The following is a 12,492-nucleotide window of genomic DNA, read 5'->3' on the forward strand; positions in this document are numbered from 1 at the left end:
AGCTTCAAATCAGAGGATTCTGGTTTGAAGTTTTTTATTGGGAAAAAATTTTATTTAATCACCCCCAGAAACTATTTCATTTAATACGTACCTTTGTAATGAAAAGTTTTCGCGAACATTTTTTTGCAATCTTGGAGGCTGTTATTTTCAATTTGCATTCACCCAAAAAGTCCAAAATAACATTCGTATGTTATAATTGGTCGAATAGAGGTGAGCAAATGCTAAGTTTATTGTTTATGACCAAGAAGAAAAAAAGAACTCTGGAAGAAACGGTCCTGTTAATACAGCAAGGTGATCGCTTCTTACTTGATGAACTAATTGATGCTTATAAGCCTTTTATTGCAAAAACAGTTTCTTCCGTATGCAGACGTTATATATATGAAACCGATGATGAATTTAGCATTGGTCTTATCGCCTTTAATGAGGCTGTTGAAAAATATTCTACTGATCGCGGAAGCTCGTTATTAAGCTTTTCAGAAGTGATTATTAAAAGAAGAGTTATAGACTATATTCGCAAACAAACAAAAAATCAACATATTAGCATTGATATAACCAGTACGAGTCAAGAAGAAGAATCAGCAGGAACAGTGATCGTTAATGAGCTTTCCCTCGATGATTACTATAAAAAGAATGATGAGCAATTAAGAAAAGAAGAAATTCTTCATTTTCAAGCATTATTAACAACCTTTGATTTAAGCTTTAGTGACTTAGTGGAAAATTCTCCAAAACATGCTGATGCTCGGAAAAGCGCTATTCTTACGGCGAAAATGTTAGTCGACAACCAAGAGCTGAAAGAAATATTATTCGAAAAAAAGCGCCTTCCGATAAAACAATTAGAAAAAATGGTAAATGTCAGCAGAAAGACGATTGAACGGAACCGAAAATATATCATTGCGATTGCACTGATCTTATCAAATGATTATGTATTTATGAAGGATTATATAAAGGGGGTGCTAGATACATGAAAAAAGGAATTATAATGCAAATAGATGAGGCACATTTAACGATGTTAACCCCCGAAGGTGAGTTTTTCCGCACACGAAAGCAAAAACAAGATTATGTGATCGGTGAGGAAATTCATTTTTTTCCGATAGAAAACGTTAAAGCTTCTAATACTTTGGCATCATTAAAAAATATGTTAACATTTAAATCGCTCTGGGCCGTAATGGCAGCCTTATTGATTTTTCTTGGCTCCTTTATCCCCATGTATCAAAATAATCGTGCGTATGCCTATATGTCGATTGATGCAAATCCAAGCATCGAGCTTGGTGTAAATAAAAAAATGCAGGTTGTAGAATTAGTTGGTTTCAATAAGGAAGGAAAAAAGGTTATTTCAGAACTAAAAGATTGGAAGAAAAAAGATATCTCTGAATTGACTAAATCCATTCTTGTCGAAATGGAAACTGCCGGTTTTATCAAAAAAGATGAACAAGTAATTATTTCTACCGTTAGGAATGATGAACCAGATGTAAAAGTTGAAAAAGATCTGCAAAAGAATATCAATGAAATTAAAGCAGCAGTGAATAAACAAAACGTAGATCTTACAGTTCTGACAGCAACTGAGAAAGAACGGGAAAAAGCACAGGAACTCGGTATTTCAACAGGAAAATACCAGGAAAATAAGAATCAGTCATCACAAAAGGGAAAAATAAAAACCAATGAGAACAAACAGGAACACCTTGCTTCACCGCCGGAAAATCCCGGGAGTAGCACTGCTCCTGGACAACTGAAAAAACAGGTGGATGGGATTGAGAATAATAATGGATTGCCTGAAGGGGAGGTCAATAGTAAAGGAAATGTAAATCCTCCCGGACAATTGAAAAAAGCAGATGAAGAACAATGGAAACGAAACGATGGGCAAATCAATAAACAATTTCAACCAAATGGCCAACAAAATAACGGCCAACAAAATAAATGGGAACAGAATCAAAAAGAGAAAGATTCAAACGAGCGAAATAAGTGGAATCAAAAAGAGATAAACCCAAACCAGGGAAATAAATGGAAACAGCAAGATAAAATGGAAAGTAATCCCAATAAACAAAAACAATGGAATCAAAAAGATCATAAAAAATAAAGCAAAGTCCGGCTGAACACCGGACTTTTTCCATGTCTATTTAATTATTCTTTCGTAAACTGGCCAGACATTTGTGCCTGAGCTTGTTGTACAAGTCTTTTCGTAATTTCGCCGCCAACAGATCCGTTTGCTCTTGATACTGTATCTGAACCTAATTGAACGCCAAATTCTTGCGCAATTTCGTATTTTACCTGATCTAAGTACTGCTCAATACCAGGAACTAATAATTTATTGCTGCTATTTGCCATTTTCGCTCAACTCCTTTTTTTTCATCCAGAGATACGAAACCCCTGTAAATGTATTATCTATTTTCCGTATCCATTTCATAAGTGGTAATGTTAGTCCAAACTGGAATATTAATCTGCTCCCTTTCCCACATCTTTGGTGGGATGCATAAAGGGTGATGCCTGAGGTTTCCTTTTACTTTCCAGAAGCTCTCGGTTTTCTGTCGTGTTCCAGCCAATATCATTTGTAGGGTGAACCCATTCGTCTCCAGCCATAATCGAAGGGTCTGTATCCTTTGACCAATTCTCTAATGGAGAATTTTCCGAGGCGTAAAAGCTGTCACCAATAGTCACACCATGTTCGTTAACAAAGGGTGGCTGCATTTTAATCCCGGTATCTTTAAAGCTTGGTGCATTTATTTGATGCGGCATTGTTTCATTAATTGTTAATTTTTCGGAGGACTGATTATTTATTGATTTCTTCATTGCTGTTCACTCCTTTTTACTCTTATTTTCTGCGGGAAAGGTGATTTTATTTATGAAAAATAAGGAAAGGAATGATACCCGGAAAATTGATTAAAACTAAGGGTGTTCGATTAATAAATAGGAGGCTTTTCATATGGCAAAGCGTAAGGCTGAATTTGATGCAGTAACAAAATATACGAAGACACCTCATAAAAATGTACAGGAAAGTGAATTTTCAGCAGAATTTACTGATAATAATAATGCGATCCGGTTTGCAAACCGCAATTCAAAATTAGGAAAAAAGGGAAGAAGCTAAGAAAAGCGGAAGCTCCTTGGTCAGTGGCGTATGACCTGGAGCTGGCCATTTTTCAAAGCCGAAACTAATAAATCCTGATATATAAAGAAAAATAAGCCGGAGAAGTCCGGCTTATTACATTTCTGTAAACGGAAACAACTGAGTCCGGTTATTAGCCGGATCAAAATAGGCCAATAAATATGCCGAGGTTCTCTTCAGTTTCCCTGTTGTAAAATACATGCCTAAATCAAAGGATAGTTCTTCAAGCATTGTATGTTTAAATAAATCTTTTTCATCTAGATTTAGCACAAGAAATTCTTGTCCTAAAAGCTTGGGATTTTCGATTATTTGTTTATATAGTTTCGTTCGTTTATTTTTATCCAGATTTGCTTCCCACCAGGGCTTTCTAGGTTTGTATTTATGGCTTTTTAAATAATCAACCTTCATAAGACCTGCAATCACATCAAGATTTTCAACCGAAATATCTTTTAGAAAGGAAAATAATCGGCGGAATAAATCCTCTAGCTGGTGGCCGATTCTTGACCAACCACGTTCATCCCAATAGGAACCAAAGTCTTGGAAGAAATCAAATGGTGAAGCAAACACATTCGTTACTAAATATTCAACCGTTTGATCCATACGGTGATCGTTCCAATATTTTTCTAAAACATCCTCTACTTGTTTGATTCTTACAATATCAGCAAATGAAAGGACATTATTGCTTAGGATTTCATATGGAGAATGATCCATATATACATATTGATGGTTCGCGGCCTGCAGACGTACTCCTGTTCCACGAAGCATTTTTAAAAATCCTAATTGTAATTCTTCGGGTCTCATCTCAAACACATCGTTGAAAGTCTTCCGGAAAGACGAATAATCCTCTTCAGGCAGTCCGGCAATCAAATCAAGATGCTGATCAATTTTGCCGCCTTCCTTTACCATTGTTACTGTTCTGGTCAATTTTGAAAAGTTTTGTTTGCGTTTAACTAGTTCATTTGTATAGTCATTTGTTGATTGAACGCCTATTTCAAAACGGAAAAGCCCTTTTGGCGCCTCTTCATTTAAAAATTCAATGACTTCTGGCCGCATAATATCAGCCGTAATTTCAAATTGAAAAACGGTCCCGGGAAGATGTTCATCGATGAGGAAACGAAACATTTCCATCGCATAGCTTCTACTGATGTTAAAGGTCCGATCTACAAACTTAATCGTTTTTGCGCCATTTTCCATTAAATAGCGAATATCGGATTTTATCTTTTCCCTGTCAAAATATCTTACCCCGACTTCAATGGAAGACAGGCAAAACTGGCAGCTGAAAGGGCAGCCCCTGCTTGTTTCGATATAGGTAACTCGTTTTCCTAGGTCAGAGATGTCCTCTGGGAAACGGTAGGGGGACGGAAGCTCTTTAAGATCCAACTTATTTAATTGGGGTGTCATCATCACTTTTCCATTTTCACGATAAGCGATTCCGTATACATTCCGATAATTTTTTGTCGTTTGGATCTCCTTCAGCAACTGCTTAAAGGTGTGTTCCCCCTCGCCCACAACAATAAAATCAACCTCTGGAGATTTTTCCATCCATTCAGCCGTATCATAGGTGACCTCGGGCCCTCCTAAAACAATCAGGATGGAGGGGTCAACTTTTTTCAGCATATTTACCACTTTTAGTGTTTCTTCAATATTCCAAATATAGCAGCTGAAACCAATTACTGTAGGTTTCGCCTGATAAAGATCTGAGACAATGTTAAGGACGGGATCTTTGATTGTATATTCTTTCATTTGAACGGTAAATTCCGGAGCGGCGTAAGCTTTTAAATAACGGATGGCAAGATTGGTATGTATAAACTTTGCATTCAAAGTAGAACAAATAACATTCATAAAATAACTCCTTTTCGATAATAAAAAGATAATTATATCTTATTTTTGACTAAAAAGGTAGCAGACAAACGTTTAAAGCAAGGGAGCATTGGAGAAGTTCTAGCATAATATATTTGCTGTTATATAACAATTCCACCCCTGTTATACAATTGGGAAGTCTGATAAATACAGTAATATAAATGGTTTTTTTAAGAAAATTGAATGTGTTACAAAAAAAATTGGCGTTTGTTTGACTTTTGTCACAGCCAAAATATTGCTGATGTCCTACAATGACTTTGGGAAAGTTAAATTTTTATGTCTGTTTCGTGTTTTTTTTTGAACGAAATTGGGGAGGGATATTGTGTCTATTTTACCTAAAAAAAATGAATTGGGATTTTTTGAAATCCGTCTGGAATCAATTGGCGGGCTCGGAGCAAATTTAGCCGGAAAGATGTTGGCAGAAGCTGGTGTGTTAAGTCTCGGTTTAAAGGGTTCTAATTTTTCATCTTATGGGTCCGAGAAGAAAGGTTCTCCGGTAAAGAGTTTCATCCGATTTTGTGATCCAGAGGTAGAAATCAGAGATCATAGTCCAATCGAACAGCCACATATAGTTGGGGTTTTTCATGAAGCCTTATATAGAACAGTAAATGTTGTCAGCGGTTTAAACGCTGATGGGATTGTTTTAGTCAATACTTCAAGAGATTTTGATGATGTCAAAAATGATTTACAACTGGAGTACGGTACTCTTGCCATTGTTGATGCCTTAACCATTGCCGTTGAGGAAAAGACAAAAGTTAATACGGCAATGCTTGGAGCATTGTATCGAATTTGTGATTTTTTAGATCCGGAATCAATGAGAGATGTTATTCGCAAAACGTTTACAAAAAAATATCCTCATCTTGTTGAACCGAATATTCGTACGTTTGATCGCGGATACAATGAAGTTCAATTTAAAACATATGAAGTGCCAGCTGGTGCTGAAGGGAAAGCCTTTACACGTACGCTTCCACAGCTTGGCTATTTGACTCAGGAAATCGGTGGTGTAATGGTTTCTCAAGCGAATAGTATTTTTAAAGATTTAAGCGGTTCACGTCAGGGATTTCTTCCTGAGTTTCAACAGGAAAAATGTATTCATTGTGCAGCCTGCGATAATGTTTGTCCTGATTTTTGTTTTGTTTGGGAAGAGGGAGAAGATAAACGCGGCAGAAAGCAAATGTTCCTTAAAGGAATTGACTATCAATATTGTAAAGGCTGCTTAAAATGTGTGGAAGCATGCCCAACCGATGCACTTGGTGATTTACGTGAATTGCTGGGATATGCTGATGAAAACCGAGTGAAACAAAACTTTCCTTATGTTGCAGGAGGGATTCAATAATGGCAATTTTAGAAGATAAATTAACAGCGCAAGGTACGGCTGAACAGATCTCTACCTTTGAATCAGGAAACGAAATGGCTGCAACGGCAGCAGCTCAAATTAACTATCATATAATGGGTTATTTTCCAATCACGCCTTCAACTGAAGTCGCGCAATTTTTAGATCAAATGAAAACCCGCGGTGAACATGATATCAAGTTAATTCCTGCTGACGGAGAACACGGTTCTGCAGGTATTTGTTATGGAGCAGCAGCAACGGGTGCCCGTGTATTTAATGCTACAAGTGCAAACGGATTCTTATATATGCTTGAACAGATGCCTGTACAATCAGGAACCCGTTTTCCAATGGTCATGAATTTGGTTACACGTGCTGTCAGCGGCCCGCTTGATATTCGCGGAGATCACTCTGATCTATATTACGCATTGAATACTGGCTGGGTTATATTAACGGCAAAAACACCGCAAGCGGTTTATGATATGAACATCATGGCTTTAAAGATTGCAGAACATTCAAAGGTGCGTTTACCAGTAATTGTAGCCTATGATGGTTTCTTTACTTCACACCAAAAGCGAAGAGTAGAATACTTTAAGGATCGTACTGTCGTCCAGCAATTTGTTGGTGAATGTCCTACAGATTATAACTTTGTCAGGGATTTGAGCAAGCCTGTTACCATCGGGGCACATATGAGCGGTGATGATTTTATCAATAACCACTTCCAACAATCAGAAGCAATGTATAATGCTGGTGAGGTTTTTAAAGAGGTTGCTGCTGAATATGCGAAACTTTCTGGCAGAGAATATCCTGTTCTAGATTTATATAAAATGGAAGATGCAGAAGTGGCTTTGTTTTTATTAAATTCTGCCGCTGAATCTGCAAAGGATGTGGTCGATCAACTGCGTGAAAAGGGAATTAAAGCCGGGGTCATCAGCCCAAATATTATTCGTCCATTCCCAGCAAAAGAAATTCGTGAAGCACTTAAGAATGTAAAAGTATTATTAGTCGGTGAGCGTGCTGATTCTTATGGGGCAAATGGGCCGAACTTAACACATGAAGTGAAATCAGCCCTTCAAGATGATAAGGATAATAAGACAATCGTGTTAAGCCGTGTTTTTGGTCTTGGCGGAAAGGATTTCTATGCAAGTGATGCACAGGCCTTTTTTGAAATGACGATTGATACAATGGAGAAGGGATATGCGGAAAAGCCTTTTGATTATTATGGCCATATTCCCGGTAACCCGGATAAGATTCTAAAGCCGGTCATTTTACCACAGCATGGCGATGTATTTAAATCAGGATTAATTGATGTTAAGATGGATGAAGTTACCAATAAATTAAAAGTGAAAATCCCGCCGCTCCGCGCTCTTACTGGAAAACCAAAACGGATTGCATCAGGACACGGGGCCTGTCCGGGCTGTGGAATCTTTGCAGGCTTAGAGTTATTCTTCAAAGGAATTGAGGGAGATATTGTTACCCTGTTTCAAACAGGCTGTGCCTATGTCACAACAACGGGTTACCCAAGCACCTCTCACAAGCAAACGATGATGCATAACTTGTTCCAAAATGGCGCTGCAACTTTATCAGGAACATTGGAAGCATTCATGGAATTAAAAAGCCGCGGTGAAATTAATGTTTCTGACGATGCGACATTTGTCATGATCACTGGTGATGGCGGTATGGACATTGGAATGGGCTCTGCGATTGGAACAGCGCTTCGTGGCCATAAATTGATTATGCTTGAATATGATAACGAAGGATATATGAATACAGGCTCTCAAATGTCGTATTCTACCCCAATGGGACATATGACTAGTACATCGGGTGTTGGAAAAGCACAGCGCGGAAAAGCATTCCATCATAAGGATACTGCGCAAATTATGGCTGCGGCAAATATGCCATATGTGTTCACTGGGTCCGAGGCATTCCCGCAAGACTTAGTGAAAAAAGGTGCAAAGGCACAGTGGTATGCGCAAAACGTTGGAACAGTTTACGGTAAAATCCTTATTACATGTCCGCTAAACTGGAAATCGGATGACCGGTTTGGTACGAAAATTGTCGAAGCTGCAGTAGATTCTTGCTTCTTCCCGCTCTATGAAGTGGAGCAAGGAGTTACCACGATTACCTACAATCCGGAAGATAAGAACAAACGCATTCCACTTTCTGATTGGTTAAAGTATATGGGAAAAACAAAACATCTGCTGAAAGATGAAAACAAACCAATTTTAGAAGAGTTTGAGGCTGAAGTTGAAAAGAGATGGCAGCGTCTAAAAGCTAAACACGAAAATCCAATGCTATAAAAAAGGAAAAGCGTAAGCGCCCTGGTCAGCGGCGTATGGCCTGGAGCGCTCCAACTGAGATAAGGGAAACACGAAGAGCCGGAGGTGATTCGATGTTGACTTATCGTAGGGCGGAGCGTGAAGGACACTAGCCGCTAGGGTGCTGGAGCTGGACAATTCTCAAAGTCGAAATTGTATAATTCCTTTATCTTAAAATAGAAAACGTAAAGCACTGCAAAGCTTGTGCCTTACGTTTTTTTATTTGCCTTTGAGAAAATGAGAAAAAATGATTTTGTCGGAAGAAAAGGAATTTTAATGTATTATGTAGAATATATCCAATAATTAACCAAGTTCGCGGGGTGTTTTACATTGAAAGAGCAGTTCAATCAGGAACATACTTTCCTTCCTATTCAAAATAAGGAGCAGACGAAGAAAACTGACATACAGGAGAGCGAACAGAAATACAGAAGGATCTTTGAAGATTCGATTGATGGTCTTCTTCTCTGGGATTATGAACATTATATTGTTGATATAAATACTGCTGGAGAAAAGATGATAGGACTTCCGAAGAGAATTTTAATTGGAAAATTGATATATGATCCCTATTCCGTCCTGGAAGGGAAGAAGCAAGAAATATTGGAGCACATTGATACCCTTCTTCATAATGGACAAGCCACATCGACAATGATATTTGAAAAGGAGGATGGCAAAAAACGGTACTTTGAATATTCTTCTAAACTGGATATTGTTGGTGGTGTGAATTTAACAGTATTTAAGGATATAACAGAAAAAGTGATGATGCAGGAACAATTGCGGAAATCAGATACATTAAATGTGATTGGTGAGCTTGCAGCGGGAATTGCCCATGAAATTCGAAATCCGATGACCGCATTGAAAGGATTTATTCAATTACTTGAAAGCAGCATAACAAGAGAGCATTCGATGTATTATCAAGTCATCACGTCTGAATTACAACGGATCGATTCGATTATTAACGAATTTTTAATCCTTGCCAAACCACAGGCGATTCGCTTTCAGGAAAAAGATATCAATCAAATTATGAAAGAGACTGTAGATTTGCTAAATGCACAGGCAGTTCTCTACAATGTTCAATTTATTACAGAATATGATGATGGACTTCCCCTTGTTTTTTGCGAACCAAATCAATTGAAAAAAGTCTTTATCAATTTAATAAAAAATGCCATAGAGGTTATGCCAGGCGGCGGGAATATAACCATTAGCTTGAAGAAAATGCAAAATCAATACATTCAGATAATAATCCAGGATGAAGGATTGGGGATTCCGGAAGATAAAATAAAAAAACTTGGTGAACCCTTTTATACAACAAAAGATCGAGGAACTGGACTAGGATTAATGGTAAGTTACAGAATTATTGATGAACACAAAGGAACGATACAAATTGAAAGCGAAGAAGGGAAAGGGACCATTTTTTATATAAATCTGCCAATTAACCTAGAGATGTTTGACGATAAGGTGGAATAAAGTTTAGAGGATAAAAAACAATTCCAGAATAAAGCAATTCGAAGGAGTTTCGAATTGCTTTATTCTATCTAGATAGATTCTCTAATATAGTAACTAAAACATGCCCTCCTTGGAAATTATTTATAAAATTGAGGTTTTCTATCTTCAAAAACCGGAATTTGCTTGCGGATGTCCTTGACAAGATCGACATCAATCTCTAAAGATAAAATTTCCTCATTTTCTTCGGCCTCTGCTACCACTTCCCCCCATGGATCAATCACCATCGAATGGCCGGCAAATCGATTATTTGGATCACTTCCAGAACGGTTGCATGCGATCACATAACACTGATTTTCAATCGCCCTGGCGATTAATAAAGAGCGCCAATGAGCCAAGCGCTGTAAAGGCCACTCAGCAACGACAAAGAGGGCCACAGCTCCCTCTGCAGTGTGGGCACGAATCCATTCAGGAAAACGAATATCATAACAAATGACACCTGCAAATAGTTGGTTCTCCAATTGGAATAAGCCTTTTTCTGTTCCAGCCTCTAAATAAAGATGTTCGTCCATTAGCTTAAAAAGGTGCAGCTTACTGTATTGTTGAACGGGCTGTCCATCTTTAGAAATAATGATCAGAGTGTTTTCTACCCCACGATTGACACGATTAGCAACTGAACCGCCAACAAGATGAACTTTGTGTCTGCTAGTCTCCTCTTGAAGGAATTTAATAGTTTGCTCGGCGTTTCGATCAGCTATCTCATCGAGACGTGTTAAGTCGTACCCAGTTGTCCAAAGTTCCGGAAGGACAATAATATCGGGATTTTCAGCCATTGCTTTTTCAATCAGCCTGGACGCCATTTGATAGTTCTTACTCGGATTACCAAAGGCAATATCCATTTGAATACAAGAAATTTTAAATTTCATACATTCCACCCCCATTTGAAATTTCGAAATTTTCCCTTTACAAGCTATTATAAAAGTTATATCATTTGTGTCTAGAATTTCAAGAAAAATATGAAAGATTATAAGCGGGTGAAAGCGATGAAACAATTTCCACCGTCAGAGCTTTTAAATAGTCTGCCAAAACAGTTTTTTGCCGGACTTGTTAAAAAGGCAGGGGAATATATAGCTGCAGGACACGATGTGATAAATTTAGGTCAAGGTAACCCTGATCAGCCTACACCATCACATATTGTTGCGAAACTGCAAGAAGCAGCAGCAAACCCACAGAATCACAAATATTCGCCCTTTCAAGGGCATGTTTATTTAAAACAGGCTGCAGCAGATTTTTATTTTAAAGAATACGGGGTAACGATTAATCCTGATAAGGAAGTAGCTATTTTATTTGGCGGTAAAGCAGGTCTTGTAGAAATTCCTCAGTGTTTATTAAATCCTGGCGACACAATCCTAGTTCCTGACCCAGGTTACCCTGATTATCTGTCCGGGGTTGCATTGGCAAAAGCGGCAATGGAGACAATGCCGTTAAGAGCAAAAAATAATTTTTTGCCCGATTACAATGAATTATCTGCAAAGATTCTTTCAAAAGCAAAGCTCATGTTTCTCAATTACCCGAATAATCCCACGGGAGCAACAGCTACTGCAGAGTTTTTTGATGAAACTGTCAAACTGGCAAGTAAGAACGATATTTGTGTAGTTCATGATTTTGCCTATGGTGCCATTGGGTTTGATGGGGAAAAACCATTAAGTTTCTTACAGGCAGAAGGGGCAAAAGAGGTTGGTATTGAAATTTATACGTTGTCCAAAACTTATAATATGGCTGGCTGGCGTGTCGGGTTTGCCGTTGGCAATGAGAGTGTGATTTCTGCGCTTGAATTAATCCAGGATCATTTATATGTAAGTTTATTTGGAGCCGTTCAGGAGGCAGCTGCTGAAGCACTAACGGGTCCACAGGAATGTGTAAAAGAATTAAATACGATGTACGAACGAAGACGAAATGTTTTAATAGATGGGCTCCGTGAGATTGGCTGGAATGTCACTGCTCCCAAAGGCTCCTTTTTTGCCTGGCTGCGGGTGCCGGCAGGATTTACATCGGAGGAGTTTGCCAAAATTCTGCTTGAAGAAGTACATATTATGGCCGCACCGGGGAATGGTTTTGGCGAATATGGCGAGGGCTATGTCCGTGTTGGTTTATTATCATCTGAAGAACGATTAGCAGAGGCCGTCAAAAGAATAAGTGGATTAGGAATTTTTTAAAACTGGCTGCAATTTTGTAAGTCAGTTTTTCTATTTATTAGTAGCAAAGAACTAAAAATATCCTAATAAATTTCATTAATAACAGGAGTTTTAACGGTTGCTTCTGATTTAGTATAAAACGACTATGAAATTATTCCTATATTATAACAAACAGAATTGTCGTTCCCTTTAAATCGGTGATTCTTGTCGTAAATCAAAGAAAGTTAGGATGAAATTTGTCGAAAAACAAAA

Annotated in this window: 11 protein-coding genes; 7 read left to right on the plus strand and 4 right to left on the minus strand. The window is 38.1% G+C overall.

The window, feature by feature from the left end; genetic code table 11:
• Positions 1–218: 218 nt before the first annotated feature.
• Positions 219–965 carry an RNA polymerase sigma factor SigI gene (gene sigI, locus ACO1D1_RS11660; RefSeq protein WP_149869388.1) on the plus strand — a complete coding sequence of 249 codons (747 nt, stop codon included), beginning with the start codon at positions 219–221 and terminating at the stop codon, positions 963–965.
• Positions 962–2,074, plus strand: a complete 1,113-nt coding sequence (locus ACO1D1_RS11665) for an anti-sigma factor domain-containing protein (RefSeq protein ID WP_423336043.1) — start codon at positions 962–964, stop codon at positions 2,072–2,074. Before sigI ends, ACO1D1_RS11665 begins: the two co-directional genes overlap by 4 nt.
• Positions 2,075–2,118: 44 nt before the next feature.
• Here ACO1D1_RS11665 and ACO1D1_RS11670 read toward each other — a convergent pair whose 3' ends face one another.
• Positions 2,119–2,322, minus strand: a complete 204-nt coding sequence (locus ACO1D1_RS11670) for an alpha/beta-type small acid-soluble spore protein (RefSeq protein WP_149869390.1) — start codon at positions 2,320–2,322, stop codon at positions 2,119–2,121.
• 108 nt (positions 2,323–2,430) lie between these two features.
• Positions 2,431–2,784 carry a DUF3905 domain-containing protein gene (locus tag ACO1D1_RS11675; RefSeq protein WP_149869391.1) on the minus strand — a complete coding sequence of 118 codons (354 nt, stop codon included), beginning with the start codon at positions 2,782–2,784 and terminating at the stop codon, positions 2,431–2,433.
• A 133-nt stretch (positions 2,785–2,917) separates the two neighbouring features.
• On the opposite strand from ACO1D1_RS11675, the gene ACO1D1_RS11680 reads away from it, so the two are divergent.
• A complete protein-coding gene (locus ACO1D1_RS11680) occupies positions 2,918–3,079 on the plus strand; it encodes a hypothetical protein (RefSeq protein ID WP_190284849.1) in 162 nt (53 codons plus the stop codon).
• 114 nt (positions 3,080–3,193) lie between these two features.
• Here ACO1D1_RS11680 and ACO1D1_RS11685 read toward each other — a convergent pair whose 3' ends face one another.
• The gene (locus tag ACO1D1_RS11685; protein WP_423336044.1) at positions 3,194–4,939 is read right to left on the minus strand and encodes a B12-binding domain-containing radical SAM protein; all 1,746 of its coding nucleotides are present in this window, start codon (positions 4,937–4,939) and stop codon (positions 3,194–3,196) included.
• Positions 4,940–5,279: 340 nt separating this feature from the next.
• On the opposite strand from ACO1D1_RS11685, the gene ACO1D1_RS11690 reads away from it, so the two are divergent.
• From ACO1D1_RS11690 to ACO1D1_RS11700, 3 genes are all read left to right on the plus strand, one after another.
• Positions 5,280–6,293, plus strand: a complete 1,014-nt coding sequence (locus ACO1D1_RS11690) for a 2-oxoacid:acceptor oxidoreductase family protein (protein ID WP_149869393.1) — start codon at positions 5,280–5,282, stop codon at positions 6,291–6,293.
• Positions 6,293–8,587 (plus strand): thiamine pyrophosphate-dependent enzyme, encoded by a 2,295-nt coding sequence (locus ACO1D1_RS11695; protein ID WP_149869394.1) that lies wholly within the window; start codon positions 6,293–6,295, stop codon positions 8,585–8,587. Before ACO1D1_RS11690 ends, ACO1D1_RS11695 begins: the two co-directional genes overlap by 1 nt.
• Positions 8,588–8,935: 348 nt before the next feature.
• Positions 8,936–10,069, plus strand: a complete 1,134-nt coding sequence (locus ACO1D1_RS11700) for an ATP-binding protein (protein ID WP_423336045.1) — start codon at positions 8,936–8,938, stop codon at positions 10,067–10,069.
• Positions 10,070–10,185: 116 nt separating this feature from the next.
• Here ACO1D1_RS11700 and ACO1D1_RS11705 read toward each other — a convergent pair whose 3' ends face one another.
• Positions 10,186–10,971 (minus strand): carbon-nitrogen family hydrolase, encoded by a 786-nt coding sequence (locus tag ACO1D1_RS11705; protein WP_149869396.1) that lies wholly within the window; start codon positions 10,969–10,971, stop codon positions 10,186–10,188.
• 117 nt (positions 10,972–11,088) lie between these two features.
• On the opposite strand from ACO1D1_RS11705, the gene ACO1D1_RS11710 reads away from it, so the two are divergent.
• Positions 11,089–12,261, plus strand: a complete 1,173-nt coding sequence (locus ACO1D1_RS11710; RefSeq protein WP_149869397.1) for a pyridoxal phosphate-dependent aminotransferase — start codon at positions 11,089–11,091, stop codon at positions 12,259–12,261.
• The last annotated feature ends 231 nt before the right edge of the window (positions 12,262–12,492 follow it).

The organism is Neobacillus sp. 19 (genome assembly GCF_049463095.1).
Lineage (GTDB): Bacteria > Bacillota > Bacilli > Bacillales > Cytobacillaceae > Neobacillus.

What these genes read in the sequence shown, in the direction of transcription:
- ACO1D1_RS11675 (WP_149869391.1), bottom strand. Translation starts at nt 2,784, where the DNA reads ATGAAGAAATCAATAAATAATCAGTCCTCCGAAAAATTAACAATTAAT.
- ACO1D1_RS11680 (WP_190284849.1), top strand. Translation starts at nt 2,918, where the DNA reads ATGGCAAAGCGTAAGGCTGAATTTGATGCAGTAACAAAATATACGAAG.
- ACO1D1_RS11670 (WP_149869390.1), bottom strand. Translation starts at nt 2,322, where the DNA reads ATGGCAAATAGCAGCAATAAATTATTAGTTCCTGGTATTGAGCAGTAC.
- ACO1D1_RS11665 (WP_423336043.1), top strand. Translation starts at nt 962, where the DNA reads ATGAAAAAAGGAATTATAATGCAAATAGATGAGGCACATTTAACGATG.
- ACO1D1_RS11685 (WP_423336044.1), bottom strand. Translation starts at nt 4,939, where the DNA reads ATGAATGTTATTTGTTCTACTTTGAATGCAAAGTTTATACATACCAAT.
- ACO1D1_RS11705 (WP_149869396.1), bottom strand. Translation starts at nt 10,971, where the DNA reads ATGAAATTTAAAATTTCTTGTATTCAAATGGATATTGCCTTTGGTAAT.
- sigI (WP_149869388.1), top strand. Translation starts at nt 219, where the DNA reads ATGCTAAGTTTATTGTTTATGACCAAGAAGAAAAAAAGAACTCTGGAA.
- ACO1D1_RS11695 (WP_149869394.1), top strand. Translation starts at nt 6,293, where the DNA reads ATGGCAATTTTAGAAGATAAATTAACAGCGCAAGGTACGGCTGAACAG.
- ACO1D1_RS11710 (WP_149869397.1), top strand. Translation starts at nt 11,089, where the DNA reads ATGAAACAATTTCCACCGTCAGAGCTTTTAAATAGTCTGCCAAAACAG.